The following is a 24,789-nucleotide window of genomic DNA, read 5'->3' as shown; positions in this document are numbered from 1 at the left end:
CCCGCGCAGCGATGAGAAAGGTTTGCCATGGTCCAGCCCGAGACCGAGAACCTCCCCGAGAAGACGCGCGACGCCCTGAAGGCCGGACACCTCTATTACATGCAGGACCTCACGATGGAGGCCATCGCTCACGAGATGCACACCTCGCGATCGAGCGTGTCCCGGCTGCTCAGCTACGCGCGGGCCTCGGGGCTGGTCACCATCCAGATCGCTCAGCCGCACGAAGGTGCGACGCGCATCCAGCAGGAGATCCACGAGCGGTACGGCATCGCCGCCCACATCGTGCCGATGCCGAGCGCCATCAGCGACGTCGACCGTCTGGAGCGCGTCGCCATCTCCGCTGCACGAATTCTCGACCGCTTCATCGACTCGAATATGACGGTCGGCCTCGCCTGGGGCTCCACTATGAGCGCCCTGAGCCGGCACCTCATCCCGAAGGATCTTCACAACGTGGAGTTCGTTCAGCTCAACGGCGCCGGCAACACGTACACGACCGGTGTGCTCTACGCGAGCGAGATCCTGCGCCGGTTCGGAGACACATTCTCTGGCACGATTCAGGAGTTTCCTGTACCTGCGCTGTTCGACGACCCTCAGACCAAGATCGCGATGTGGCGCGAGCGCAGCACCCGACGCATCCTCGACATCCAGGAGAGGATGGATGCGGCGATCTTCGGTCTCGGTTCTCCGTTCTCCGAGGTGCGTTCGCACGTGTACGCGGGTGGCTACCTCGAGCCGCGCGATTACGCCTCGCTCGACGCATCCGGTGTCGTCGGGGATGTTGCTACGGTCTTCTTCCGCGAGGACGGCAGCCACCACGGCATTCCGCTGAACGAGCGCGCGAGCGGTCCCGATATCGACCTGATCAAGCGGGTGCCGCGGCGCGTGTGCGTGGTGTCGGGACCGTCGAAGGTCCACAGTCTGCGTGGCGCCCTGGCGGCGGAACTGATCACGGACCTGATCGTGGATGAGGGAACGGCACGGGCACTCGTCACGCTGGCCTGACCACTTCGCCGCGGCCGGTGCAAGACTGACGTCATGACAGCATCCGTCCTTCTCATCACCGGCACCTCGACGGGCATCGGCCTCACGACCGCGGTCGCAGCCGCTCGCGCCGGATTCACCGTCGTCGCCACCATGCGCGACCTCGGCAAGGCAGCGGCACTCGAGTCGGCCGCGGCCGAAGCAGGCGTCGAACTGGACATTCGGGCTCTGGATGTGACGGACGCCGATTCCATCGCAGCCTGCTTCGCGCACATCCGTTCGACATACGGGCGACTGGATGCAGTGCTCAACAACGCGGGAGCCGGGCACGTCGGCACCGTGGAGGTCGAAGACCTCGACGTGCTTCGCTCCGTGATGGAGGTCAACTTCTTCGGCGTCGCCGCCGTGACCAAGGCCGCGATGCCGCTGCTCCGCGAGAGCCGCGGACGACTGATCGGCGTCTCGAGCGTCGGCGGCGTGGTCGGACAGCCGTTCAACGAGGCGTATTGCGCCGCCAAGTTCGCCGTCGAGGGCTTTCTCGAATCGTTGACCCCGGTGGCGGCAACCCTCGGCGTGCGCGTGACGATCGTCGAGCCGGGCGCGGTGACGACGGAGTTCGTGGCGAACGTGGGAGCAACGGGAGCACAGCCGACCGATGGGACACCATACGAGCCGGCGTTCCGCGCCTATCTTGAGCGCACCGCGGCCGCTTTCGATCCGACGAACGCGCAGACCGCGGAGGGCGTGGCCGATGTCATCATCGACGTGCTGAGCGCTGCGGAGCCGCCGGCGCGCATCCAGACGTCCGTCGGAGCCACCCGCTTCGCGGGGGTCAAGCTCGCCGATCTCGACGGGTCGGCGGTTCAGGGGCTCACCTCGGGTTGGGTCGGCACCCCGGCGTAACAGGTCGGCCACCCGCTGTAACAGTCTGTGGGAATAGACCGCCCCCGAACGCGTTGATCTAGACTCGACAACATAAAACGTGCTCCGGGGTCGGTGAAAGTCCGAACCGGCGGTGATAGTCCGCGAGCGGGACTGCGAGAGCAGGCCTGCTGAGCCGGTGGAATTCCGGCACCGACGGTAATGGGGTCAGGCAGCAGCCTGATCGCTCAGTCCGGATGGGAGGCAGCACGGCAGGGCGTCGTTCGCGACCGCCCTGCGCGGGTGACTCCTGTCGCTCGACCCCGGAGAACGTCTCGGAACGAGAGACGGGACCGACTGGGATGACGTGGGATGCGGCAGCGCCCGATACGATCCGCTGGGTTGCGAACATGCGCACCGCGATCGAGCTGGCGCACAACGGTCCGGCGACCGGGGTGAACCCTCGAGTGGGCTGCGTCATCCTCGACGAGCACGGCGAGGTGATCGCCGAAGGCTGGCACCGCGGAGTCGGAACAGCGCACGCCGAAGTGGATGCGCTCAGCAAGCTTCCCGAGGGCGGAGCCTCCGGCGCGACCGCTGTCGTCACCCTCGAGCCGTGCAATCACACCGGTCACACAGGCCCCTGCTCTGAAGCACTGATCGAGGCGGGAGTCGCACGCGTCGTCTACGCGGTCAGCGATCCGGGACACGCCTCGAGCGGCGGGGCCGCGCGATTGCGCGAGGCCGGCGTCGAGGTCGTCGGCGGAGTGCTCGCTGACGAGGTCGAAGCCTTTCTCGGTGATTGGCTCACCGCCGCAGCCCTCGGCCGTCCGTACATCACCGTCAAGTGGGCGAGCAGCCTCGACGGCAGAACGGCAGCGGCAGACGGCACGAGCAAGTGGATCACGGGCGCTGCGGCCCGCCAGCGCGTGCACGAACAGCGTGCGGCATCCGACGCCATCGTGGTCGGAACCGGAACCGTGCTGGCCGACGACCCCAGTCTCACGGCGCGCGGCGATGCGGGCGAGCTCCTCGCCACGCAGCCGACGCCGGTCGTGGTCGGGGTGCGCGCGATCCCGCGCGAAGCGGCGGTGTTCCACCACCCGCATCCCGTGATCTTCGAGGGAACCCACGACGTGGCCGAGCTGGTGCGCGACCTCCACGGGCGCGGCTTCCGCCGCGTCTACGTCGAAGGCGGTCCCACCTTGGCGAGCGCATTCGTCGCCGCGGGGCTCGTCGACGAATACGCCATCTATCTCGCTCCGACCCTGCTGGGCGGCCCGAGAGTTGCGCTCACCGACATCGAGGTGACGAGCATCGACGAGCAGCGCAAGCTCCAGGTGCTGTCGATCGAGCAGTTGGGCGCCGATCTTCTCATCCGTGCCGTGCCGGCCCACAACGGGTCGGCGCAGAAAGAAGGAAACTGAGCATGTTCACCGGAATCATCGAAGAGCTCGGCGAGATCACCGCGGTCGACTGGGCGGACGATGCCGCGCGCGTCACCGTCCGCGGACCGCTCGCGGTCAGCGACGCGAAACACGGGGACTCGATCTCGGTCAGCGGCGTCTGCCTCACCGTCATCGACCAGGACGCCCAGAGCTTCACGGCGGACGTGATGGCGGAGACACTCGCGATGAGCACCCTCGACGGCGTGCAGCCGGGACGTCGGGTCAACCTCGAACGCGCGGCGCAGGTCGGCGACCGCCTCGGCGGGCACATCGTGCAGGGCCACATCGACGGCACGGCCACCGTGCTCGCCATCACCGAGGGCAGCGCGTGGCGGGTCGTCCGGCTCAGCCTCGACCCCGAGCACGCCCCGCTCGTCGCACGCAAGGGGTCCATCGCCATCGACGGAGTCTCCCTCACCGTGAGCGAGGTCGGCGGAGGACTGGACGACGGCTGGTTCGAAGTGTCGCTCATCCCGGAGACCCTCGAAGCCACCACCCTCGGCGACCGCACCGTCGGCGACCGAGTGAACATCGAGACCGACATCCTCGCCCGCCACGTCGAGCGGATGCTCGGCCTCGGCTACGGTGCACGCGAATCCGTGCTGCCGTCGTCGCTCAGCGACCCCACCCCTGTCCCTGCCACCGAGCGGAGCGCATCATGAGTCTCGCCACCATCCCTCAGGCCCTCAGCGACCTCCGTGCCGGCAAGCCGGTCATCGTCGCCGACAACGAGAGCCGTGAGAACGAAGGCGACGTGATCATCGCCGCCGAACTCGCCAGCCAGGAATGGATCGCCTGGACGGTCAAGAACTCGTCGGGGTTCATCTGCGCGCCGATGACGAACGAGATCGCCGACCGCCTCAACCTCCCCGTCATGGTCGCGAACAACGAGGACTCGCGCGGGACGAACTACACCGTGAGCGTCGACGCCGCCGACCGGCTCAGCACGGGCATCAGCGCCGCCGACCGGGCGCACACCCTGCGCGTTCTGGCCGACCTCGACTCGACGCCTGGCAGTCTGCACCGGCCGGGGCACATCCTGCCCCTCCGGGCGGTCGAAGGCGGCGTCCGGGAACGCGACGGGCACACGGAGGCTGCGGTGGACCTGATGAAGCTCGCCGGGCTCACACCGGTCGCGGCCATCGCCGAGATCGTCGCCGACGACGGCGAGATGATGCGCCTCCCCGGACTCATCGAACTCGGTGAGCGCGAGGATGTGCTGGTCATCACGATCGAAGCCCTGATCGCGTACCTGCAGGAGTTCCACTGCGACCAGCCTCTGGAAACGGTGACGCCCATCCCGGAGACCTCGAGGGTCATCTTCGAGGTCGAGACGACCGTGCCGACGACGCACGGGCCGTTCAAGCTGCGGGCGTACCGCGACCGGATGACCGGGGCCGACCATGTCGCGATCGTCGCGGGCAACCCGTCGGCGAATGGAACGCTGGTGCGCGTCCACTCGGAGTGCCTGACCGGCGAAGCCTTCGGATCGCTCAAGTGCGAGTGCGGACCGCAGCTGGATGCCGCACTCGACACGATCCAGCAGGAGGGCGGAGTCGTCGTATACCTGCGCGGGCATGAAGGCCGCGGCATCGGGCTCATCAACAAGCTCCGCGCGTACAAGCTGCAGGAGGAAGGCCTCGACACGCTCGATGCGAACCTCGCCCTGGGCCTGCCGATCGACGCGCGAGACTACCGCGCCGCCACGGCCATCCTGCAGGACCTGGGCATCGAGTCGGTGCGCCTGCTTACCAACAACCCCGAGAAGGTGCGCCAGCTAGAAGAGCACGGCATCGAGGTCACGGACAGGGTTCCCCTGGTCGTCGGCGTGGGCGTGTACAACGAGGGCTACCTCGAGACCAAGCGTGACCGTATGGGTCACGACATCCCCCAAGAAGAGATCGCAGCGGAGAGGACCACACGATGAGCGGAGCAGGAGCCCCGAACAGCGAAGAACAGATCGACGGGAGCGGCCTCAGGGTCGTCGTCGTCGCCGGAACCTGGCACGAAGAGATCACCGACGGGCTGATCGCGGGCGCCGAGCGCACGCTCAGCGCATCCGGTGCCGACTACAGCGTCGTGCGGGTTCCGGGAAGCTTCGAGCTCCCCGTGGTCAGCAAGGTGGCACTCGAGTCGGGGGCGGATGCGGTGGTCGCGCTCGGCGTGATCATCCGCGGTGGCACACCCCACTTCGAGTACGTGTCGTCGGCTGCTACCGACGGCCTGACGCGCGTCGCGCTCGACACGGGCAAGCCCGTCGGCTTCGGCGTGCTCACTCTCGACGACGAGGCCCAGGGCCTCGACCGCGCGGGCCTCCCCGACTCCCGCGAGGACAAGGGCGCCGAGGCCGCCCACGCTGCGCTGACGACGGCGCTGACGCTGCGCTCGCTGCGCTAGCGCGCTCGCGCTCCGCTCGCTGCGCTCGCGTTCGAAACGCAATCGAGTCCGGTAAGAATCCCGCTAAACCGCGATCTTAGGGGGACTTCTCCCGGACTCGATTGCTTTCCCGAGACGAGTGCGTCGAATCGAATCGAGTCGCGCGCGTTCGCGGCCTAATTGAGATCGAGTCCGGGAGAAAGCCCGCTAAATCGTGGATTTAGGGGCATTTCTCCCGGACTCGATTGCGTTTGTCGAGCGCGGAGCGCGGAGCGCGAGCGCGGAGCGCGGAGCGCGAGCGCGAGCGCGCGGAGCGCGAGCGCGAGAGCGCGGAGCAGAGCGTCAGGGTTTCCAGACCATGAGGACTACGACGAGGAGGAGGAGCAGGGAGGCGACGCCGGAGGCGGCGGCGATCGCGGGGTAGCCGCGCGAATCAGCGGTAGCGGCAGCGGCGGGAGCAGGTGCCGCGGCGGCGGCGGCGGCGGCGGCGGGAGCGGCGGCGGCGGGGACGGAGTCGAGCGCATCCGCGGCCCTGCGCATGGTCGGGACGACCACGAAGAGCGTCAGGGCGAGCGCCACGAGGTAGGCGATGATCGACCACAGGATCCACGGGGTCGTCACCGAGAGATTGAACTTGGGGTCGCTCATTCCCATCACCGCGAAGCCGAACAGCACCGTCAGCAACGACAGCAGCGAGAGCAGATTCGTCGACTTCGCGAGCGTGCGCACCTGCGAAGCATTGCCCGCGCGAACAGCGCGCATCGCCGTCATGGGGATGATCGCCATCGGACCGACGATGAAGACGGCCGTGACGACGTGCAGAATCGCGAACAGAGTATCCATGCATCCAGCCTAGCGAGCGACGTGATTTCGCGACCCTCGAATGGGTGACGTAGGCTGAAATGCCGCCACAAGCAGCTCTTCTTCTCCACCGCCGGATTCGAGTCGACGCCCGACCGACGCCCGTACTCGTCCGGCCGTCCGCACCCGTACCTGGAAGTAGCTCCGCATGTCTTCGACGGCCTCCGTCACCTCGACCACCCCGGCCACCGCGAACACCCGCGGCCGGGTCGTCCTCGCCAGCCTCATCGGCACCTCGATCGAGTTCTACGACTTCTACGTCTACGCGACCGCCGCCGTGCTCGTGTTCCCGTCGCTGTTCTTCACGAACGAGGACCCGACCACCGCCCTCCTCGCCTCGTTCGCGGTCTTCGGTGTCGCGTTCATCGCGCGACCGATCGGGTCGATTCTCTTCGGTCACTTCGGCGACAGGATCGGGCGCAAGGGCACACTCGTCGGCTCCCTGCTGACGATGGGCATCGCCACGGTGCTGATCGGATGCCTGCCCACGGCACAGGCCCCCGGATGGGAGTTCTGGGCTCCGTTCCTGCTCGTCGTGATGCGGTTCTGCCAGGGCCTGGGCCTCGGCGGCGAGTGGAGCGGCGCGGCCCTGCTGGCCACCGAGAACGCTCCCGCCGGGAAGCGCGCGATCTACGGGACCTTCCCGCAGATGGGCGCGCCGATCGGGTTCATCGTCGCGAACGTGCTGTTCCTCATCCTGAACCTGACGATCAGCGCGGACGCTTTCGCGGCGTGGGGCTGGCGCATCCCGTTCCTGCTGAGCGCCGTGCTCGTGATCGTCGGTCTTTACGTGCGGCTCAAGCTCGTCGAGACGCCGGCGTTCCAGAAGGTGGTCGACACCGGCGAGGTCGCCAAGCTGCCTCTCGCCCGGGTCTTCCGAACCAGCTGGCGGCAGATCATCCTGGGCACGTTCATCATGCTCGCGACGTATGTGCTCTTCTACCTGATGACCGCTTTCACGCTCACCTACGGCACGTCCGCGAAGCCCGCGGGTCTCGGCTACAGCCGCAACGAGTTCCTCATCATGCTCATCGTCGGCGTCGTGTTCTTCGGCATCTTCACCTTGGTCGCCGGCCCGCTGGCTGAGCGGTACGGTCGGCGCAAGACGCTGATCTGGGTGACGATCGGGATCATCGTGTTCGGCCTCCTCTTCGTGCCCCTCTTCGGCGGCGGCTTCATCGGGACCATGGCGTTGCTCATCGTCGGATTCACACTCATGGGGCTGACGTTCGGCCCGATGGGCGCAGAGCTGCCCGAGCTCTTCCCCACGAACGTGCGCTACACCGGCTCAGCCATCAGTTACAACCTCTCGAGCGTGCTCGGTGCAGCGGTCGCACCCACGATCGCGGTCTGGCTGTGGACCCTCGCCGACGGCAGCACGATCTGGGTCGGCATCTACCTCAGTCTCGCTGGAGTGCTCACCCTGATCGCGTTGCTGCTCAGCAAAGAGACCCGCGACATCGACTTCGCCGAGAATGTGAGCTGACCTCTTACATACTTAGCCAAGTCGCTATATATTAACGATGTGGCTAATGATGTGGTGTGGGATGCGCTGGCCGACCCGACCAGGAGGCGCATAGTCGAACTTCTGGTCCAGCAGCCGATGCGCGCAGGAGCCGTCGCCGACAGCTTCCCCGTTGCCGCGCCCACCATCAGCCGTCACCTGCGTGTGCTCCGCCAGGCCGGACTCATCGAAGAGGTCCGGGTCGACGACGACGCTCGCGTCAAGGTGTATCGACTGCGGCAGGAACCGTTCGGCGACCTCGGCGCCTGGCTCGACCAGGTGCAGGCGTTCTGGCGGGACCGGCTGGATGCGTTCAGCCGGGCAGTCGACGAATCCGAAGCCGGCGAACTGGGAAGGACAGAGCAATGAGCGACACCACGACGAGCGACGAAGCCGTCGCCACCACGACCGTCACGGCCGACCCCGACCGAGCGTTCCGCGTCTTCACGGAGAACATCGGCACGTGGTGGCACCGCGGGACGATCTACTGGAACGACAGCGAACGTGGGCAACGGCTCGAGTTCGAACCCGGTGTCGGCGGACGCCTCCAGGAGATCTACGAAGACGGCGCATACGAGATCGGCCGGGTGACGGCCTGGGAGCCCGGCGAACGCCTCACCTTCACCTGGCGCGAGCAATCCTGGAACGTCGACGGCGTGACGACCGTCGACGTGCGGTTCGAGGCCGTCGACGGTGGCACGGCCGTGACCGTGCGCCACGGTGGATGGGGCACGATTACGCAGGCGAACGCCGGCGCGGGCGGTTACACGGCGGGCTGGAACGAGCTGCTGGGCTGGTTCGTCGACGAGGCGAACGCCGGCGCGGCCTGATGTTCACCCACCTGGCGATCCACTTTCCGCGACCCGAGTACCGCGACGAGTTGCGAGCATCGATGCGGCGGGTGGATGCGGCGGCTCGCGCGTGCCCGGGAATCGTCCGGGTCGACGCGTGGGACGAATCCGACGGCGACAGGATGGTCGGCATCGCTCTCTGGGAGTCTCGCGAAGCCTTCGAGGCGTCGCACGACCAGGTGTTCGCGGTCGTGGCCGACGACCCGTTCGACGTGTGGTGCGCATCCCCGCCCGATGTGATGCATCTGGAGATCGACGGCGAGGGCGACGGAAGCTAGTCGAGGAACAGTGCCCGAAGCCGCCGTGTGGTGAGCACCAGCCCCAGCACGATCATCACGGCGAAGTACAGCACGTGCCAGAGCATCCCGATGTTCACCGCCCCGGTCGTCAGGCCGCGGACGAGTTCGACGCCGTGCCAGAGCGGCATCGCCTGGATGAAGTATTGCGCCCACTGCGGGTAGACCGTGATCGGGTAGAACGTCGCCGAGAGCAGGAACATCGGCAGCATGACGAAGTTGATCCAGTCCATCTGCTGGAACGTCTTCATGTAGCTGGTGACGCCCATCCCGAAGCTGGCGAAGCCGAAGGCGATCAGCAGTACGGCGGGCAGAGCGAGGATTGCCCACCACGACAGGTTCAGTCCGAGCAGCTGCATCACCAGCATGAAGCCCACCGCGTAGAACGCACCTCGCAGCAGCGCAAGCAGAATCTCGCCGAGCGCTACGTCGAGCGGACCAAGCGAGGTCGACAGCATCCCCTCGTAGAGCTTGGCGAAGTGCATCTTGAAGAAGACGTTCCACGTCGAGTCGTAGACCGCTCCATTCATGGCAGATGTGGCCAACAGCGCCGGCGCGATGAACGCGGCGTACGGCACCGGCTCCCCCGACGAGGTCGTGACCGTTCCCACCAGCGAGCCCAGACCGATCCCGAGCGAGAGCAGGTAGAAGATCGGCTCGAAGAAGCCGCTCACCACGACGAGCCAGTTGGTGCTGCGCGTCGCCAACCAGCCGCGCTGCATCACGGAGGTGGCGTTGCCGGCGTAGAGCGAACGCATCGGCCGAACACCGGCGACCGCGGGAATCAGCTGCTGCTCGGTGGAGGTCACTTGTTCAGCCTCCTCGCAGCGATCCGGCGGGCCCACATCCAGAAGACCACGAAGAGCGCGACGAGGTACAGGATGTGCGTCACGGTCAACCAGATCGGCTCGGCGGCCCCGTAGGTGAAGACGCGCGACAGCTGGGCTGCGTGCCACAGGGCGAGAGCCAGCCGATCCACTGGAGGAACCACGGCATCGCGCTCAGCGGGAAGAACGTTCCCGAGAAGAGCGTCATCGGCAGGAGGACGAAACGCATCACCAGCGCGAGCTGCCCCGTGTCTTGCTCGAGCGTCGACACGTAGGCCATGATCAGGGTGCCGAACGCCAGGCCGCCGAGGGTTGCGACGAGGATCGCGAGGAAGCCGAGCGGCGACGGCGACGCGCCGAAGACCAGCATGATCACGTAGTAGATCACGCTTGCGGTGAGGAGGCGCGCGGCCACCGAGATGACGATGCCGTCGATGATCTGGCCGGGCGCGATCGGTGCCGCGTTCATCCCGTAGAAGGTCGGATTCCACTTGAAGCCGAGCATCACCGGGTAGGTGAACTCTTCGCTCGCGACCGTGACGGCGGCCGTGCAGAGCAGAGCCGGCGCGACGAACACGAGGTAGCTCACCCCGCCGACGCCCTCGTCGCCGAGGTTCTGACTGACGAGCCCGCCCAGGCCGATGCCCATCGCGAAGAGGTACAGCAGCGGGTAGCCGAAAGCGGTGAGCAGGAGCGTCTGCAAGTACGAGCGCATCACGCGGAAGCGATGCTCGGCGATGTACCAGGCACCGAATCGCCGCGGCTTCACAGCGCCGACGAGCGCCTCTCGCGTCTCCTCGGCGAGCGTTGTGGTCGTCTCGGTCATTCGATCAGGCTCCGGCCTGTCAGGCGCAGGAAGACGTCTTCGAGACTCGAACGACGCACCAAGCTCGTCATCGGATGCAGGCCGCGCTCGGTGATCTTCACGAGCTCGGCCTCGCCGTTGTCGCTGTAGACCAGGATGCGATCGGGCAGCACCTCCACCCGCTCGCCGATCCCCTCCAGCTGCTGAGCGACCTCGGCGTTACGCTCCGATCCGAACCTCACCTCGAGGACTTCACGCGACGAGTATTGACGGATAAGCGTGGCCGGCGATCCCTCGGCCATGATCGTGCCCTTGTCCACCACGACCAGACGGTCGCAGAGCTGCTCGGCCTCATCCATGTAGTGCGTGGTGAGCACGAGCGTGGTGCCTTGTTCCTTGAGCCGGAACAGCCTGTCCCACAGGATGTGCCGCGCCTGCGGGTCGAGGCCGGTGGTCGGTTCGTCGAGCAGAAGGATGCGAGGATCGTTGATCAACGCTCGCGCGATCGTGAGCCTTCGCTTCATGCCGCCGGACAGGTCGTCGACCTTTGCCTTCGCCTTGTCTTCGAGCTCAGCGAACGCGAGCAGCTCATCCGCCCGCTTGCGCACGTGCGAGGTCGGCAGACCGAAGTACCGGCCGTAGACGATGAGGTTGTCGCGTACGCGCAGTTCCATGTCGAGGTTGTCCGCCTGGGGCACGACGCCCAGTTGCGAACGGATCTCGGGACCGTATCTGTTGGGGTCGAGACCCAGGATGCTCAGATCGCCCTCCGTGCGCGTCGACACCGCCCCGACCATCCGCATCGTCGTCGATTTGCCTGCCCCGTTCGGACCGAGCAGCCCGAACGACTCCCCCGGAGCCACCTCGAAGGAGATTCCGTTGACGGCGGCGAACTCCTTGTACTTTTTGACAAGGTTGTTCGCTGTGATGACGGGCGTCGGCATAGTTCAGAACTGTAGCCCGCGCCGACGACATTGTCAGGGCTGCCCGGTGCGGCTCCGCTCGGCTCGGCTCGGCTCGGCTCAGAAGCTGGCGATCCCCTTGCCGATGAGTACGACGCCGATGACGAGGAGCAGCACGGTCATGATCGTGGCGTTGTTGGCGAGCAGCCAGCCGCGGAGGGCGTCCAGCGGGCCGGCCATCCGCTTCGCGGCGATGAGATAGGCGACGATCGGAACCACGACGGTGCAGGCAGCGACGAGCACGAAGATGACGATCGCGATCGTCTGCTGCCACGCCTGGAGTCCGGATGCGCCGATCGCGAGGCCTCCGGCGACCGCCATCAGCAGGTTCTTCGGGTTGACCGCGGCCAGCAAAAAGCCCAGCCCGAGCGCAGCGACCGGCTTCATCGTGTCGATGGCGGACATCCATTTCGGCGTCGCGGCCGCCTCACCCGCATGAGGACGCTTGCGCCACTGACTCCACGCCAGCAGGAGCAGCCCGAGCCCGAGCAGGATCTTGATGACCCCCGCGACCGGCTTCGACGCCGACGGATCGGCGGCCGGGATGATCGCCGAGAGCAAGGTGAAGACGACCACCGCTACGACGATGCCGAGAATCCAACCGACCATGAACCCGACGCTCGTGCCGCGGGCCTTCGGCGACAGCAGCATGAGGATCGCCGCGATGATCGGGATGGGGCTGATCGCGATTCCCAGAGCACTGGGCAGTATGTCGCCGATGACACCGTTCACGTCTACCCCTCTCGACCGGTTGACGCGAACCTACACCGCCCGGAGCCGCGTTCGCCAGAGGCGAAGTCAACCAGAGTTGACGGGGTGCTCGGCGGTCAACTAACGTTGACGACATGGACGTCAGCACGATACACACCCTCGCCGGCGACGCCGGGTCGGACGATCCGATCGTCGCCCTCCGGGCGATCGCCAAGCTGCACCGGGAGCTCGACCGGGTCGAATCGGTCGCCGTGCGGCGCGCTCGCAACGCCAACGCCACCTGGCAGCTCATCGCGCTCGCACTCGGTGTCAGCAAACAAGCGGTCCATAAGAAGTACGGTCGAATGTAGCGGGATGCGCGCATCCTGAACCCGGGCGTCGAACCCACGCATCCGGAAGCTCCCGCATCCTGAACCCAGCACTCGAAACCGCCGAGCCAGAAACGAACGAGAACCCCATGAGCACCGAACAGACCACACGATCGCGCCGCCGACTCGGCCGCCCGGGCAAGGACGGCGACGAAGGACCGCGCGCCAAATTCAGCCAATTGCTGCCCTACCTGTTCGAACATCGGGGCGTACTGGCGGTCGTCGTCGTGCTGAGCATCCTTGGCGCCGCCGCGAGCCTCGCGCAGCCGCTGCTCGTCTCGCAGGTGATCGACATCGTCGGCAAGGGCGATCCGCTTGGCCCTCTGGTCTGGCTGCTGGTGGCCCTCGTCGTGGTCTCGGCCCTCATCTCGGGCTACCAGCACTACCTGCTGCAGCGCACAGGTGAGGAGTGGTGCTCTCCTCCCGGCGCCGGCTCGTGGGCCGGATGCTGCGCCTCCCGATCAGCGAGTTCGACACCCGGCGAACGGGCGACCTCGTCTCGCGGGTCGGCTCGGACACGACGCTGCTGCGCGCCGTGCTGACGCAGGGTCTCGTCGAGGCGATCGGCGGGGCGCTCACGTTCATCGGAGCGCTCATCGCCATGCTCATCATCGACCCGGTGCTGCTGGGGCTGACGGTGCTGGTGATCGCGGTGTCGATCGTGGTCGTCACCCTGCTGTCGGGGCGCATCCGGGTCGCCAGCCAGAAGGCTCAGACCAAGGTGGGCGACCTCGCGGCGTCCGTCGAGCGGGCGATCAGCTCGGTGCGCACGATCCGCGCATCCAACGCGACCGAACGCGAGATCGCGGCGGTCGAGGCGGACGCCCAGGGCGCGTGGCAGATGGGCATCAAGGTGGCCAAGATCTCATCGCTGGTGGTTCCGGTGGCGGGGATCGCCATGCAGGTCTCGTTCCTGGTCGTGCTCGGTGTCGGCGGATACCGCGTCGCGAGCGGGGCGATCACGGTCGCGAACCTGGTGGCGTTCATCCTGTTCCTGTTCATGATGATCCTGCCGCTCGGACAGGCGTTCGGAGCGCTCACGGCGGTGAACTCGGCGCTGGGCGCGCTGGGACGGATCCAGGAGATCATCGACCTTCCGTCGGAGGACCAGTTCGACCGCGAGATCGCTCCGTTGGCGATGACGGTGGGTGCTGCGAACGAGGGACTAGCGCCCGAGGCCCCGGCTATCGAGTTCGTGGACGTGCGGTTCGCGTATCCTGACGGCGCGGTTCGGAGCGGTGCAGCTGACGGCGCAGCGGATGGCGGCGCGGCGGATGGTTTGGATGGCGGGGCACGTGCGCGGGTGGCGCGCGGTGCGAACGCATCCGTCGAGCGCGCGGTCGTCGAGGCTTTCGAGGGCGCAGACACCGTGGCGGAGGCCGAAGCGGCGGCAGGGCTCGGGTCTCCGGATGCCGACGCGCGACCGCACGGCGGCGTTCTGCACGGGGTCAGCTTCGCGGCGCCTCGGGGCAAGCGCACTGCGCTGGTGGGGCCGTCCGGGGCGGGGAAGTCGACCATCCTGGCCCTCGTCGAGCGCTTCTACGACCCCACCGCCGGTGAGGTGCGGTTCGGCGGGCTCGACGTGCGCACGCTCGACCGAACCGCTCTGCGAGCGCAGATCGGCTACGTCGAGCAGGACGCACCGGTGCTGGCCGGCTCGCTGCGCGACAACCTCACGCTTGCTGCTCCAGATGCGACCGACGCCGACTGCATCGACGTTCTGCACGCTGTGAACCTCACCGAGGTGCTCGAGCGGAACGACCTCGGGCTGAGCGCGCCCGTCGGCGAAGACGGCATCATGCTCTCGGGCGGCGAGCGTCAGCGCCTGGCGATCGCTCGCGCGCTGCTCTCGGCCGCGCCCGTGCTGTTGCTCGACGAGTCGACGTCCAGCCTCGACGGACGCAACGAGCAGATGATGCGGGAGGCGATCGACGCCGTCGCGGTGGATCGCACGCTGATCGTGATCGCGCACCGTCTCTCGACGGTCGTCGACTCAGACCAGATCGTCGTGCTCGACCACGGCCAGGTCATCGGCTCGGGAACGCACTCCGAACTCGTCGTCTCGACGCCGCTCTACCGCGACCTCGCGAAGCACCAGCTCCTCGTCTAGCGCCTGCTCGCGCTCGCTCCGCTCCGCTCCGCGGCGCGGCGCTCGCGTCCAACGCAATCGAGTCCGGGAGAAATGCCGCTATCGGGGCTCCCGAAGCGGGATTTCTCCCGGACTCGATTGCGTTTGCGAGCGCGAGCGGAGCGAGAGCGGCGCGAGCGCAGCACGCGGAGCGGAGCGAGCGCGAGCGGTCACGCGCGGAGGTGGTAGCGCAGCGAGGCGAGTTCGGCGCGTAGGGCGGGCGGGACGCGGGTGCCGAAGCGGGCGAAGAACTCCTCGGTGAGGTCGCATTCGGCGAGCCAGGATGCACGGTCCACCGCGAACAGCGCGTCCACATCCGCAGTCGGCAGGTCCAACCCGTCGACGTTCAGATCGCCGGGGATCGGCAGGCGGCCGATCGGCGCATCCATCGCCCCCAGCGAGCCCTCGACCCGACGCACGATCCACTCAATCACGCGCGCGTTCTCGGCGAATCCCGGCCAGAGGTACGAACCGCCCTCGCCCTTGCGGAACCAGTTCACCTGGAACACCGCGGGCGCGTTCGACCCGAGCTTGTCGCCCATCCTGAGCCAGTGGCCCCAGTAGTCGGCCATGTTGTAGCCGCAGAACGGCAGCATCGCGAAGGGGTCGCGGCGCAGTTCGCCGACCGTGCCCTCGGCCGCCGCGGTCTGCTCCGACGAGATCGTCGCTCCGAGGAAGACCCCGTGCTTCCAGTCGCGGGCCTGCGCGACCAGGGGCACGTTCGTGGCGCGCCGCCCGCCGAACAGGATCGCGTCGATCGGCACGCCGTCGAACGCATCCCAGTCGTCCGCGATCGCCGGGCACTGTGCCGCCGAGACCGTGAACCGGGAGTTGGGATGCGCTGCCGGCCGTCCCGACTCCGGCGTCCAGTCCTCGCCGCGCCAGTCGATCAGGTGCGCAGGAGGCTCCTCGCTGAGGCCCTCCCACCAAACGTCGCCGTCGTCGCGCAGAGCGACGTTGGTGAAGATCGTGTTGCCCCAGAGGGTGTCCACTGCGGTCGCATTCGTCCCCGGCCCGGTCCCAGGCGCGACGCCGAAGAATCCGGCCTCGGGGTTGATCGCCCGCAGACGCCCGTCCGGGCCCTGCCGCAGCCAGGCGATGTCGTCCCCGATCGTCTCGACCGTCCAGCCCGGGATGCTCGGCCGCAGCATCGCGAGGTTCGTCTTGCCGCACGCCGACGGGAACGCCGCGGCCACGTGGTACGCCTTGCCCTCGGGCGAGGTGACCTTCACGATCAGCATGTGCTCGGCGAGCCAGCCCTCATCCCTCGCCATCACCGAGGCGATGCGCAGCGCGAAGCACTTCTTGGCCAGGATGGCGTTGCCGCCGTACCCGGATCCGTAAGACCAGATCTCGCGCGACTCGGGGAACTGAACGATGTACTTCGTCTCGTTGCACGGCCACGCGACGTCGTCGCGCTGCCGGTCGCGCGCATCCGTCAGCGGGTACCCGACGCTGTGCACGGTGGCGACCCACGGCTGCCCGGCGTCGATGAGGTCGAGCACTCCGGATGAGACGCGGGTCATCATCCCGAGGCTGACCGCGACGTAAGCCGAGTCGGTGACCTGAACCCCGAGTTGCGAGATCGGGCCGCCGAGCGGACCCATCGAGAACGGGACCACGTACATCGTGCGTCCGCGCATGCTCCCCTCGAAGACGCCTCGCAGCTCTGCGCGCATCTCGGCCGGGGCTCGCCAGTTGTTGGTCGGGCCGGCATCCGCCTCGTCCGTCGAGCAGATGTAGGTGCGGTCCTCGACCCGGGCCACGTCGCCCGGATCGGTGCGCGCCAGAAAGCTGTTCGGCCGCCACTCGGGGTTCAGCCGGATGAGCTTGCCCTCCGCCACGAGCAGTTTGGTGAGGCGGTCACCCTCGACGAGCGACCCGTCGCACCACTCGACCGAGTCGGGCTCGGTGAGTGCGGCGATGTCGGCGACCCAGGCGCGCAGGGCCTCGAGTCCTCGGGATTCGGGTTCGAAGTCGAGATCCGTGAGCGGCAGCTCGGCGATGGTCATTCCGGTTCCTCTCGATCGCAAGAATGTCTGTACATCCACCATGCGAGAGGAAATGACGGACCGACGGAAGAATTCTCTGGAAAGAATCGGCATTCTTTAGCTATCGTGAAGGGATGGACTCGTCCACCGCCGACGCGACGACGCTCGGCCACCGCATCCGTCACTTCCGTACAAAGGCAGGGCTCACCCTCGACGACCTCGGCGCCGCCTCCGGGGTCGCGCCGAGCCAGCTCTCGCTCATCGAGAACGGCAAGCGCGAGCCGCGAATCTCGCTGCTGACCACCCTGGCCGGCGCGCTCGGCGTGCAGCTCGCCGACCTGCTCTCGGCAGAGCCGCCGGATGCCCGTGCCGCGCTCGAGATCGAGCTCGCCCGTGCGCAGCGCGGCAGCCTCTATGCCTCCCTAGGGCTCCCCGCCATCAAACCGACCAAGGGGACTCCGACCGAGACCCTCGAAGCGGTTGTCGGACTGCACCGCGAACTCGCCCGCCGAGCGAACGAGGCGATCGCAACGCCCGAAGAAGCCCGCCGCGCCAACACCGAACTGCGCGAACGGATGCGGGCGCAGAACAACTACATCCCCGAGATCGAGCAGCTGGCCGAGGAGCGCGTACGCGCATCCGGACACACGCACGGCGCCCTCACCCACCGCGAGGTGAGCGTCATGGCCGAGCAGCTGGGATTCGATCTGCTCTACGTCAACGACCTCCCGCACTCCGCTCGATCGATCACCGACCTTGCGAACGGACGCATCTACCTGCCCCCGGCGAGCATCCCCGGCGGCCACGGTCTGCGTTCGATGGCTCTGCAGGCGATGGCGCATCGCCTGCTCGGCCATGAGCGACCCGACAGCTACGCCGACTTCCTGCGTCAGCGCCTCGAGATCAACTACTTCGCGGCATGCTGTCTGATGCCTCGGGATGCGGCGGTCGAGTTTCTGCAGCAGGCGAAACACGACCGCGACCTCGCCGTCGAGGACTTCAGGGATGCGTTCGGCGTCACACACGAAGCGGCCGCCCTGCGCCTCACGAACCTCGCCACCAGCCACCTCGACATGACGCTGCACTTCCTCCGGGTGGGCGACGACGGCGCACTCTACAAGGGGTACGAGAACGACGGGCTCCCCTGCCCACCGACGTCACCGGGTCGATCGAAGGCCAGATCGTCTGCCGCAAGTGGGGCGCCCGTAGCGCTTTCACGCACACGAACCGAACAACCGAGATGTACCAGTACACCGACACTCCCGCTGGCACGTACTGGTGTGCAACCCAGACGGGAACGACCTCCGCAGGCGGATTCTCGATCTCGGTCGGCGTGCCGTTCGCCCAGGCGAAATGGTTCCGCGGACGCGAGACGGTCGCCCGTGCGGAGTCGCGCTGCCCCGACGAGTCGTGCTGCAAACGGCCCGCCGAGGGGCTCGCGGACCGCTGGGCCGGGAACGCGTGGCCGAGCGCGCGGCTGCACGCGCACATCCTGTCGCCGCTGCCGTCGGGCTCGTTCCCGGGCGTCGACGACACCGAGGTCTACTCGTTCCTCGAGGCGCACTCCGCCTCGTAAAACGCAATCGACTCCGGCCAAAATCCCGTCATCGAGAGGGTGAAGTGGGGATTTTGGCCGGACTCGATTGCGTTGGGCCGGGCGAGCGGCTATTTGGGCTGCATCCGGATGGCGCCGTCGAGGCGGATGACCTCGCCGTTGAGCATCGGGTTGTCGACGATGTGGCGCACGAGGGCCGCGTACTCCGCGGGCTTGCCGAGCCGCGACGGATGCGGCACCTGCGCAGCCAGGGAGTCCTGCGCCGCCTGCGGCAGGCCGGCCATCATCGGAGTCTCGAAGATGCCCGGCGCGATCGTCATCACCCGGATGAGGTCGCGGGCGAGTTCACGGGCGATCGGCAGGGTCATCGCGGCCACTCCGCCCTTCGATGCCGAGTACGCCGGCTGACCGATCTGGCCGTCGAATGCGGCGACGGATGCGGTGTTCACGATGACGCCGCGCTCCTCCCCCACCGGGTCGGTCTTGACCATTGCGGCGGAGGCCAGGCGGATGACGTTGAAGGTTCCGATCAGGTTGACCCTGATCACACGCTCGAACTGCTGGAGCGGGATGATCCCCTCGCGGCCGAGCACCTTGCCCGGAGTCGCGATTCCCGCGCAGTTCACGACGACCCGCAGGGAGCCGAGCTCTGCAGCCAGATCGACGGCTGCCTGGACCTGCTCCTCGTTCGACACATCCGCGGCGATGAAGCGCGCCGTCGGACCGAGCGCCGTCGCCGCCTTCTCGCCCTCCGAGGTGGGCAGGTCGAGCACGACGACATGCGCTCCCGCATCCGTGAGGGCGTGAGCGGTGGCGTTGCCGAGGCCGCTGGCGCCGCCGGTGACGATGGCCGAGCATCCGTCGATGTTCATGGGGTTCCTTTCCAGAGCGAGCGAGAGCGAGAGCGAAAAATCCAGGTCAGCGGAGGATTTCGATGAGCGTCGCGTTGGCTGTGCCGCCGCCCTCGCACATCGTCTGCAGCCCATACCGGCCACCCGATGCCTCGAGCTCGTTCACGAGCGTCGCGAGAAGCCGCGTCCCCGACGACCCCAGCGCGTGCCCGAGGGCGATCGCGCCGCCGTGCGGGTTGAGCCGGTCGGGGTCGGCATCGAACTCACGCTGCCACAGCAACGGGATGGGCGCGAACGCCTCGTTGACCTCGTACGCGTCGATCTCGTCGAGGCGCACGCCACTGCGGTCGAGCAGTTTGCGGGTGGCCGGCAGGATGCCCGTCAGCATCCGCAGCGGATCGCTCCCGGCGACGGCGAACGTGTGGAAGCGGGCGCGGGGGCGCAGGCCGAGCCGCTCCGCCATTGCCGCGCTCATGATGAGGGCCGCCGACGCCCCGTCGGTGAGCGGCGACGAGTTGCCCGGCGTGATCCGCCAGTCGAGCTCCGGGAACCGAGCAGCGAGCGCATCCGTGCGGAACGACGGGTTCAGGCCGGCGAGGCCATCCACCGTCGTCGACGGGCGAACCGTTTCGTCGGCCGTCACGCTTCCGCTGTCGGGTGTCGGCACCGCCACGAGTTCGTTCTCGAAGGCTCCGGATGCGGCGGCCGCGGCCGCGTGCGCGTGCGACCGGGCGGCGAACGCATCCAACTCCGCCCGTTCGAGCCCCCAGCGTTGAGCGATGAGCTCGGCCGAGACGCCCTGATTCACGAGACCGTCGGGGTAGCGGTGCGCGAGCAATGCCCCGCCGAGGGATGCGCTGCCCAGGTTCGACCCGAGCGGCACGCGACTCATCGACTCCACACCGCACGCGATCACGATGTCGTAGGCGCCCGCCTGCACCCCCTGGGCCGCGAACGCCGCCGCCTGCTGACTCGATCCGCACTGCCGGTCGACGGTCACGGCAGGAACGCTGTCGGGGAAGCCCGCGCTCAGCACGGCCGTGCGGGTGATGTTGCCGGCCTGCTCGCCCGACTGGGTGACGCATCCCCCGATCACATCGTCGACGAGGGCGGGGTCGAGGTCGTTGCGGTGCAGCAGCTCGACGAGCACACCCGCGAGCAGGTCGGCGGGGTGGATGTCCGAGAGCGCGCCGCCCGGCTTGCCCCGACCCGACGGGGTGCGGATGACGTCGACGATCACTGCGTCTGTGCCGGCCATGGTCACGCTCCGAACGGGCTCGGGGTCAGCGTGTACTTCGTCTCGAGGTATTCGTGGATCCCTTCGAATCCGCCCTCGCGACCGAGGCCCGACTGCTTGATGCCACCGAACGGCGCCGCCGCGTTCGAGACCACGCCGACGTTCAGGCCCATCATCCCGGTCTCGAGGCGGTCGATCATCCGCTGCCCGCGAGCGAGGTCGCGGGTGAAGACGTAGCTGACCAGTCCGAACTCTGTGTCGTTCGCCAGGCGCACCGCCTCGTCCTCGTCCTCGAACGTCACGATCGAGAGCACCGGGCCGAAGATCTCCTCGTGCAGTATGTCGCTGCCGACGCGCACATCCGTCACGACGGTCGGCTCGAAGAACGTGCCCGGACCATCGGTCCGCGAGCCGCCGGTGAGCACCTTCGCACCCCGTGAGACCGCATCCTGAAGCAGCGTCGACGCCTTCTCTACGGCGTCTTCGTCGATGAGAGGGCCGATGGTCACGCCCTCCTCCGTGCCACGCCCGATGCGCATGGCTTTCACCCGCTCGGTGACGCGCGAGGCGAACTCGTCCGCGATGGACGCGTGCACGATGAAGCGGTTGGCAGCCGTGCAGGCTTCGCCGATGTTGCGGAACTTCGCAACCATCGCGCCGTCGACCGCCTTGTCGAGGTCCGCATCCTCGAAGATCACAAACGGGGCGTTACCGCCGAGTTCCATCGAGGTGCGCAGGATGTTCTGGGCCGACTGCTCGAGGAGCTTGCGGCCGACCTCGGTCGACCCCGTGAACGAGAGCTTGCGCAGCCGCGGGTCGCTGATGATCGCGCCCGAGACCTTGCCGGAGGACGAGGTTGTGATGACATTGAGCACTCCGGCGGGCAGTCCCGCATCCTGAAGCAGCTTGGCGAAGTAGAGGGTCGTCAGGGGCGTCAGGCCTGCGGGCTTCACGACGACCGTACATCCGGCGGCGAGCGCCGGAGCGACCTTGCGAGTGGCCATCGCCAGCGGGAAGTTCCAAGGGGTGATCAAGAAACTGGGACCGACGGGATGCTGCGAAACGATCATCCGTCCGGTGCCTTCAGGATTCACGCCGTACCGTCCCGTGATCCGCACGGCCTCCTCGCTGAACCACCGCAGGAACTCGCCCCCGTAGGTGACCTCGCCGTTGGACTCCGCCAGCGGTTTGCCCATCTCCATCGTCATGAGCAGCGCGAACTCGTCGCGGCGCTCCTGCAGGAGGTCGAACGCCCCACGGAGGATCTCGCCTCGCTGCCGGGGCGCGGTCGCCGCCCACTCAGCCGACGCGGCGACGGCGGCGTCGAGGGCGGCCTTGCCGTCTTCGACCGACGCATCCGCGATCGTCTTGATCACGTCTCCGGTCGCGGGGTCGGTCACATCGAACTGTCCCGAGCTCCCCCGCACCCAGTCACCCCCGATGAACAAGCCGTCGGGAACCTTCTCGAGCAGAGCCTTCTCGCGCGGAGCGTTGTCAGTCATGCTTCCTCTTCCTTTCAAACCTCGACGGATGCCGCCACCAGCGGCACCGAGCGGTGGACGATCTTCGTCGCCAGCGCGATGACCGTCGACGTGCGGGTGATGTTCGGGTCGCTGACGATCCGGTCGATGACCCGCTGCAGGTCGGCGTTCGAACGGGCGACGGCACGGATCATGAGGTCGCCGGCACCCGTGATCGTGTGCACTTCAAGCACCTCGGGGATGCTGCGCAGATGCTCGACGACCGTCACGTCCCCGTCCCCCTGCGCGATCTCAGCGGTCACGAAGGCTGTGACGGGATATCCGAGCGCTTCGCTGTCGACCGTCGGCGCGAAATCCCTGATCACCCCGGTTCGCTGGAGCCGGTCGAGTCTCGCCTGCACCGTTCCGCGAGCCACACCGAGACGGCGGGATGCCTCGAACACGCCGAGGCGCGGTTCGTCGGTCAGCAGGGAGATCAGGTCGGCGTCCAGCTTGTCGATCGCCATGCGGCCTCCCTCGCCCTGCGTGCGTTCCGTGCGTGCGGCCCCGCTCGGCCGCTTCCGCGGTCCTCGCCGATGGTCCTTGCACAGCGTACGTCCATCGACCCGGAACGACTACACCCTGACAGCGTCCTCCAAGAAGGGCAGCGCAGCCTGCTTGAATCCGCGCGCACTCAGAGTCGTCACGTGGTTGCGCTTCGGCAGCACGACCAGCTCTGCGCCGAGTGCTGCGGCAGCTTCGTCGCGGCCCTCCGTCACGGGATCCGCGTCGCCGACGACCAACATCGTGGGCACGGTCGAGGCCAGGGGCAACGGATGCGCGGCCATGCCCCCACGCACGCTGCGAGCGCCTCCCGGTCGACCCCCGGAGCCTGACGGATGGAGGCGAGCAGCGGAGCAAGGGGTGAGTCGCCCAGCGTGGCCGGGTCGGCGCCGTCGAGCAGCGCGGCTCGCACCGCATCCACCCCCAGCGTGCGAACTGCTCGACCGTTCCAACGCCGCCGACGACGACGCGTCGAACGCGGGCGGGAGCCAGGCCGACGAGCGCCAACGCGACCCAGCTGCCCATGGAGTAGCCCATCACGTCGACCCTGTCGAGGTCTTCGGCGTCCAGCACCGCGACGAGATCGCCGGCCAGCAGATCGGGTGAGTATGCGGCGGGGTCGTGCGGCGACGAACTCGCGCCGTGCCCGCGGAGGTCGACCACGATCGCACCGCGACCCGCCTCGGCGAGTGCCCGCACCCATCCCGTTGCGCCCCAGGTGAGGTCGCCGGTCGTTGCGAAACCGTGCACGAGGAGAACGGGATTCTCGCCCGGATGCCGCTCGTAGGCGATCCTGAGCCCATCGGTGGTCTGCGCTAAGGAGGTCACCCTGTCATCCTCCCGCATCGTCACGCTCATTCAGTCCTCCGGCAGCTGGAGCCGCACGCGGCGCTCGGGCGCCGCCTCGACCGGAACCGTCCCAACGATGCCGGCCTGGTCGTCACTCACCGTGAACGTGATCAGGGGCGCCCCGACATCGAGCGCGGTTCCCTCCTCCACTTGGAAGCGGGCAACGGTGCCCGACTGCGGCGACGGCAGTTCGACAGCCGATTTTGTCGTCTCAACCTCGACGAGCGGAGCGTTGCGTTCGACGAAGTCGCCCTCGGCGACGAGCCATTCCAGCACCGTCGCTTCCTGCAGTCCCTCGCCCAGGTCGGGCAGTGCGAAAGTGATCTCAGCCACGGCGGTACTCCAGGGTCTTCTGAACGGCTTCCAGGATGCGGTCGATGCTCGGCAGGTACTCGTCTTCGAGCACGGGAGACGGATAGGGCACGTCCCACCCGCCGACACGCTGAACCGGCGCCCGCAGCTCGCCGAAGCAGTTCTCGGTGACCAGCGCGCTCACCTCGGCTCCGAGGCCCGCGGTCAGCGGCGCCTCGTGCACGACCACCGCTCGACGCGTTCGGGCGACGGATGCGGTCAGCCCGGCCACATCGATCGGCTTCAGCCAGCGCAGGTCGACCACCTCGATCTCCACGCCGTCTTCGGCGCCCAGCTCCGCCGCCTGCAGACAGCGCGCGACCATCGCGCCCCACGTGATCAGGGTCACGTGCTTTCCAGAGCGGACGACCCGCGAGGTGCCGATCGGCAGGCGCTCGTCCCACTCGGCCTCCTCGACGGTTGCCTTGTGCCAGTACCGCGACTTGGGCTCCATGAAGATCACCGGATCGGGATCCTCGATCGACTGGCGGAGCAGCGTGTACGCCTCGGCCGGGCTCGAGGGCGCGACCACCTTGAGTCCCGGCACGTGCGCGAATAAGGCCTCCAGGCTCTCGCCGTGGTGTTCGGGTGCGCGGATGCCGCCGAAGCTCGGCAGCCGCAACGTGATCGGCATGCTGAACGCCCCGCGACTGCGGTAATGCATCCGCGCGACCTGGTTCACGATCTGATCGATCGCGGGATACGAGAAGCCGTCGAACTGGATCTCGGGAACCGGGCGCCAGCCAGCCATCGCGAGGCCGACGGCCATGCCCATGATCCCCGATTCGGCGAGCGTCGTGTCGAACACGCGCTCGTCGCCGTACTTGTCCTTGAGCCCGTCTGTCACGCGGAAGACACCGCCGAGTGTTGCGACGTCCTCACCGAAGACGAGCGTGCGGTCGTCGGATGCCAGGGCCTCGTCGAGCGCGCGATTCAGGGCGCGCTGCATGGT

The 24,789-nt window shown here is 67.7% G+C and carries 26 protein-coding genes, 2 pseudogenes and 1 riboswitch; of the genes and pseudogenes, 14 read left to right on the top strand and 14 right to left on the bottom strand.

Features of this window, described 5'->3' with window-relative positions; translation table 11 throughout:
• The first annotated feature begins 27 nt into the window (after positions 1-27).
• From ACQ86A_RS06065 to ribH, 6 genes are all read left to right on the top strand, one after another.
• On the top strand, positions 28-1,002 hold the full coding sequence (locus tag ACQ86A_RS06065) for a sugar-binding transcriptional regulator (protein ID WP_431279686.1): 975 nt from the start codon (positions 28-30) through the stop codon (positions 1,000-1,002).
• 33 nt (positions 1,003-1,035) lie between these two features.
• Complete coding sequence (locus tag ACQ86A_RS06060; RefSeq protein WP_431279685.1) at positions 1,036-1,884, top strand: SDR family NAD(P)-dependent oxidoreductase; 849 nt, start codon at positions 1,036-1,038, stop codon at positions 1,882-1,884.
• A gap of 75 nt (positions 1,885-1,959) precedes the next feature.
• A riboswitch (FMN riboswitch) is annotated at positions 1,960-2,117 on the top strand.
• A 135-nt stretch (positions 2,118-2,252) separates the two neighbouring features.
• The gene (ribD, locus tag ACQ86A_RS06055) at positions 2,253-3,269 is read left to right on the top strand and encodes a bifunctional diaminohydroxyphosphoribosylaminopyrimidine deaminase/5-amino-6-(5-phosphoribosylamino)uracil reductase RibD (protein WP_431279684.1); all 1,017 of its coding nucleotides are present in this window, start codon (positions 2,253-2,255) and stop codon (positions 3,267-3,269) included.
• A gap of 2 nt (positions 3,270-3,271) precedes the next feature.
• A complete protein-coding gene (locus ACQ86A_RS06050) occupies positions 3,272-3,952 on the top strand; it encodes a riboflavin synthase (protein ID WP_431279683.1) in 681 nt (226 codons plus the stop codon).
• Complete coding sequence (ribA, locus tag ACQ86A_RS06045) at positions 3,949-5,217, top strand: GTP cyclohydrolase II (protein WP_431279682.1); 1,269 nt, start codon at positions 3,949-3,951, stop codon at positions 5,215-5,217. Before ACQ86A_RS06050 ends, ribA begins: the two co-directional genes overlap by 4 nt.
• Positions 5,214-5,687 carry a 6,7-dimethyl-8-ribityllumazine synthase gene (ribH, locus tag ACQ86A_RS06040; RefSeq protein ID WP_431279681.1) on the top strand — a complete coding sequence of 158 codons (474 nt, stop codon included), beginning with the start codon at positions 5,214-5,216 and terminating at the stop codon, positions 5,685-5,687. The genes ribA and ribH overlap by 4 nt, the downstream gene beginning before the upstream one ends.
• Before the next feature lie 321 nt (positions 5,688-6,008).
• Here ribH and ACQ86A_RS06035 read toward each other — a convergent pair whose 3' ends face one another.
• Entirely contained in the window at positions 6,009-6,509 is a 501-nt protein-coding gene (locus tag ACQ86A_RS06035; protein WP_431279680.1) for a DUF2269 family protein, read from the bottom strand.
• A 166-nt stretch (positions 6,510-6,675) separates the two neighbouring features.
• On the opposite strand from ACQ86A_RS06035, the gene ACQ86A_RS06030 reads away from it, so the two are divergent.
• The 4 genes from ACQ86A_RS06030 to ACQ86A_RS06015 are packed head-to-tail and all read left to right on the top strand — an operon-like array spanning position 6,676 to position 9,160.
• Positions 6,676-8,013 carry an MFS transporter gene (locus tag ACQ86A_RS06030; RefSeq protein WP_431279679.1) on the top strand — a complete coding sequence of 446 codons (1,338 nt, stop codon included), beginning with the start codon at positions 6,676-6,678 and terminating at the stop codon, positions 8,011-8,013.
• A gap of 39 nt (positions 8,014-8,052) precedes the next feature.
• On the top strand, positions 8,053-8,400 hold the full coding sequence (locus ACQ86A_RS06025) for an ArsR/SmtB family transcription factor (protein ID WP_431279678.1): 348 nt from the start codon (positions 8,053-8,055) through the stop codon (positions 8,398-8,400).
• Positions 8,397-8,861 carry an SRPBCC domain-containing protein gene (locus tag ACQ86A_RS06020; RefSeq protein WP_431279677.1) on the top strand — a complete coding sequence of 155 codons (465 nt, stop codon included), beginning with the start codon at positions 8,397-8,399 and terminating at the stop codon, positions 8,859-8,861. Before ACQ86A_RS06025 ends, ACQ86A_RS06020 begins: the two co-directional genes overlap by 4 nt.
• On the top strand, positions 8,861-9,160 hold the full coding sequence (locus ACQ86A_RS06015) for a putative quinol monooxygenase (RefSeq protein WP_431279676.1): 300 nt from the start codon (positions 8,861-8,863) through the stop codon (positions 9,158-9,160). The genes ACQ86A_RS06020 and ACQ86A_RS06015 overlap by 1 nt, the downstream gene beginning before the upstream one ends.
• Here ACQ86A_RS06015 and ACQ86A_RS06010 read toward each other — a convergent pair.
• The 4 genes from ACQ86A_RS06010 to ACQ86A_RS05995 form a co-directional block, all read right to left on the bottom strand.
• Positions 9,157-9,936: an ABC transporter permease gene (locus ACQ86A_RS06010; RefSeq protein ID WP_431280384.1), complete on the bottom strand. Its 780-nt coding sequence runs from the start codon at positions 9,934-9,936 to the stop codon at positions 9,157-9,159. The genes ACQ86A_RS06015 and ACQ86A_RS06010 overlap by 4 nt on opposite strands.
• A gap of 136 nt (positions 9,937-10,072) precedes the next feature.
• Positions 10,073-10,831 carry an ABC transporter permease gene (locus tag ACQ86A_RS06005; protein WP_431279675.1) on the bottom strand — a complete coding sequence of 253 codons (759 nt, stop codon included), beginning with the start codon at positions 10,829-10,831 and terminating at the stop codon, positions 10,073-10,075.
• Positions 10,828-11,754, bottom strand: a complete 927-nt coding sequence (locus ACQ86A_RS06000; protein ID WP_431279674.1) for an ABC transporter ATP-binding protein — start codon at positions 11,752-11,754, stop codon at positions 10,828-10,830. The genes ACQ86A_RS06005 and ACQ86A_RS06000 overlap by 4 nt, the downstream gene beginning before the upstream one ends.
• Before the next feature lie 78 nt (positions 11,755-11,832).
• A complete protein-coding gene (locus tag ACQ86A_RS05995; RefSeq protein WP_431279673.1) occupies positions 11,833-12,504 on the bottom strand; it encodes a GAP family protein in 672 nt (223 codons plus the stop codon).
• Positions 12,505-12,617: 113 nt separating this feature from the next.
• On the opposite strand from ACQ86A_RS05995, the gene ACQ86A_RS05990 reads away from it, so the two are divergent.
• The 3 genes from ACQ86A_RS05990 (at position 12,618) to ACQ86A_RS05980 (ending at position 14,961) form a co-directional block, all read left to right on the top strand.
• On the top strand, positions 12,618-12,833 hold the full coding sequence (locus ACQ86A_RS05990) for a hypothetical protein (protein ID WP_431279672.1): 216 nt from the start codon (positions 12,618-12,620) through the stop codon (positions 12,831-12,833).
• Between the two features lie 107 nt (positions 12,834-12,940).
• Positions 12,941-13,393, top strand: coding sequence for a hypothetical protein (locus tag ACQ86A_RS05985; protein ID WP_431279671.1), 453 nt, complete (start codon positions 12,941-12,943; stop codon positions 13,391-13,393).
• Entirely contained in the window at positions 13,297-14,961 is a 1,665-nt protein-coding gene (locus ACQ86A_RS05980; protein ID WP_431279670.1) for an ABC transporter ATP-binding protein, read from the top strand. Before ACQ86A_RS05985 ends, ACQ86A_RS05980 begins: the two co-directional genes overlap by 97 nt.
• Positions 14,962-15,149: 188 nt before the next feature.
• On the opposite strand, the gene ACQ86A_RS05975 is transcribed toward ACQ86A_RS05980, so the two are convergent.
• Positions 15,150-16,991 carry a phosphoenolpyruvate carboxykinase (GTP) gene (locus ACQ86A_RS05975; protein ID WP_431279669.1) on the bottom strand — a complete coding sequence of 614 codons (1,842 nt, stop codon included), beginning with the start codon at positions 16,989-16,991 and terminating at the stop codon, positions 15,150-15,152.
• Positions 16,992-17,104: 113 nt separating this feature from the next.
• Between ACQ86A_RS05975 and ACQ86A_RS05970 the strand changes: the two are divergent.
• Positions 17,105-18,546 (top strand): annotated as a pseudogene (locus ACQ86A_RS05970) (helix-turn-helix domain-containing protein).
• 89 nt (positions 18,547-18,635) lie between these two features.
• Here the strand turns inward: ACQ86A_RS05970 and ACQ86A_RS05965 are convergent.
• The 8 genes and pseudogenes from ACQ86A_RS05965 to ACQ86A_RS05930 form a co-directional block, all read right to left on the bottom strand.
• Positions 18,636-19,397, bottom strand: coding sequence for a 3-hydroxyacyl-CoA dehydrogenase (locus ACQ86A_RS05965; protein WP_431279668.1), 762 nt, complete (start codon positions 19,395-19,397; stop codon positions 18,636-18,638).
• A gap of 46 nt (positions 19,398-19,443) precedes the next feature.
• Entirely contained in the window at positions 19,444-20,634 is a 1,191-nt protein-coding gene (locus ACQ86A_RS05960) for a thiolase family protein (protein WP_431279667.1), read from the bottom strand.
• A 2-nt stretch (positions 20,635-20,636) separates the two neighbouring features.
• A complete protein-coding gene (locus tag ACQ86A_RS05955) occupies positions 20,637-22,115 on the bottom strand; it encodes an NAD-dependent succinate-semialdehyde dehydrogenase (protein ID WP_431279666.1) in 1,479 nt (492 codons plus the stop codon).
• 14 nt (positions 22,116-22,129) lie between these two features.
• Positions 22,130-22,600 (bottom strand): Lrp/AsnC family transcriptional regulator, encoded by a 471-nt coding sequence (locus tag ACQ86A_RS05950; protein WP_431279665.1) that lies wholly within the window; start codon positions 22,598-22,600, stop codon positions 22,130-22,132.
• Positions 22,601-22,708: 108 nt separating this feature from the next.
• Positions 22,709-22,933 (bottom strand): hypothetical protein, encoded by a 225-nt coding sequence (locus ACQ86A_RS05945; protein ID WP_431279664.1) that lies wholly within the window; start codon positions 22,931-22,933, stop codon positions 22,709-22,711.
• A gap of 37 nt (positions 22,934-22,970) precedes the next feature.
• A pseudogene (locus tag ACQ86A_RS05940) lies at positions 22,971-23,483 on the bottom strand (alpha/beta fold hydrolase); the annotation flags it as partial.
• 12 nt (positions 23,484-23,495) lie between these two features.
• Positions 23,496-23,819, bottom strand: a complete 324-nt coding sequence (locus ACQ86A_RS05935) for a biotin/lipoyl-containing protein (protein WP_431279663.1) — start codon at positions 23,817-23,819, stop codon at positions 23,496-23,498.
• The gene (locus ACQ86A_RS05930; RefSeq protein ID WP_431280383.1) at positions 23,812-24,786 is read right to left on the bottom strand and encodes an alpha-ketoacid dehydrogenase subunit beta; all 975 of its coding nucleotides are present in this window, start codon (positions 24,784-24,786) and stop codon (positions 23,812-23,814) included. Before ACQ86A_RS05930 ends, ACQ86A_RS05935 begins: the two co-directional genes overlap by 8 nt.
• Positions 24,787-24,789 lie beyond the last annotated feature (3 nt).

The organism is Leifsonia poae (assembly GCF_050632195.1).
Taxonomy (GTDB): domain Bacteria; phylum Actinomycetota; class Actinomycetes; order Actinomycetales; family Microbacteriaceae; genus Leifsonia; species Leifsonia poae_C.
This window is presented reverse-complemented; position numbering and strand designations above follow the sequence as displayed.

What these genes read in the sequence shown, in the direction of transcription:
- ACQ86A_RS06065 (WP_431279686.1), top strand. Translation starts at nt 28, where the DNA reads ATGGTCCAGCCCGAGACCGAGAACCTCCCCGAGAAGACGCGCGACGCC.
- ACQ86A_RS06060 (WP_431279685.1), top strand. Translation starts at nt 1,036, where the DNA reads ATGACAGCATCCGTCCTTCTCATCACCGGCACCTCGACGGGCATCGGC.
- ribD (WP_431279684.1), top strand. Translation starts at nt 2,253, where the DNA reads ATGCGCACCGCGATCGAGCTGGCGCACAACGGTCCGGCGACCGGGGTG.
- ACQ86A_RS06050 (WP_431279683.1), top strand. Translation starts at nt 3,272, where the DNA reads ATGTTCACCGGAATCATCGAAGAGCTCGGCGAGATCACCGCGGTCGAC.
- ribA (WP_431279682.1), top strand. Translation starts at nt 3,949, where the DNA reads ATGAGTCTCGCCACCATCCCTCAGGCCCTCAGCGACCTCCGTGCCGGC.
- ribH (WP_431279681.1), top strand. Translation starts at nt 5,214, where the DNA reads ATGAGCGGAGCAGGAGCCCCGAACAGCGAAGAACAGATCGACGGGAGC.
- ACQ86A_RS06035 (WP_431279680.1), bottom strand. Translation starts at nt 6,509, where the DNA reads ATGGATACTCTGTTCGCGATTCTGCACGTCGTCACGGCCGTCTTCATC.
- ACQ86A_RS06030 (WP_431279679.1), top strand. Translation starts at nt 6,676, where the DNA reads ATGTCTTCGACGGCCTCCGTCACCTCGACCACCCCGGCCACCGCGAAC.
- ACQ86A_RS06020 (WP_431279677.1), top strand. Translation starts at nt 8,397, where the DNA reads ATGAGCGACACCACGACGAGCGACGAAGCCGTCGCCACCACGACCGTC.
- ACQ86A_RS06015 (WP_431279676.1), top strand. Translation starts at nt 8,861, where the DNA reads ATGTTCACCCACCTGGCGATCCACTTTCCGCGACCCGAGTACCGCGAC.
- ACQ86A_RS06010 (WP_431280384.1), bottom strand. Translation starts at nt 9,936, where the DNA reads ATGCGTTCGCTCTACGCCGGCAACGCCACCTCCGTGATGCAGCGCGGC.
- ACQ86A_RS06005 (WP_431279675.1), bottom strand. Translation starts at nt 10,831, where the DNA reads ATGACCGAGACGACCACAACGCTCGCCGAGGAGACGCGAGAGGCGCTC.
- ACQ86A_RS06000 (WP_431279674.1), bottom strand. Translation starts at nt 11,754, where the DNA reads ATGCCGACGCCCGTCATCACAGCGAACAACCTTGTCAAAAAGTACAAG.
- ACQ86A_RS05990 (WP_431279672.1), top strand. Translation starts at nt 12,618, where the DNA reads ATGGACGTCAGCACGATACACACCCTCGCCGGCGACGCCGGGTCGGAC.
- ACQ86A_RS05985 (WP_431279671.1), top strand. Translation starts at nt 12,941, where the DNA reads ATGAGCACCGAACAGACCACACGATCGCGCCGCCGACTCGGCCGCCCG.
- ACQ86A_RS05980 (WP_431279670.1), top strand. Translation starts at nt 13,297, where the DNA reads ATGCTGCGCCTCCCGATCAGCGAGTTCGACACCCGGCGAACGGGCGAC.
- ACQ86A_RS05975 (WP_431279669.1), bottom strand. Translation starts at nt 16,991, where the DNA reads ATGACCATCGCCGAGCTGCCGCTCACGGATCTCGACTTCGAACCCGAA.
- ACQ86A_RS05965 (WP_431279668.1), bottom strand. Translation starts at nt 19,397, where the DNA reads ATGAACATCGACGGATGCTCGGCCATCGTCACCGGCGGCGCCAGCGGC.
- ACQ86A_RS05960 (WP_431279667.1), bottom strand. Translation starts at nt 20,634, where the DNA reads ATGGCCGGCACAGACGCAGTGATCGTCGACGTCATCCGCACCCCGTCG.
- ACQ86A_RS05955 (WP_431279666.1), bottom strand. Translation starts at nt 22,115, where the DNA reads ATGACTGACAACGCTCCGCGCGAGAAGGCTCTGCTCGAGAAGGTTCCC.
- ACQ86A_RS05950 (WP_431279665.1), bottom strand. Translation starts at nt 22,600, where the DNA reads ATGGCGATCGACAAGCTGGACGCCGACCTGATCTCCCTGCTGACCGAC.
- ACQ86A_RS05930 (WP_431280383.1), bottom strand. Translation starts at nt 24,786, where the DNA reads ATGCAGCGCGCCCTGAATCGCGCGCTCGACGAGGCCCTGGCATCCGAC.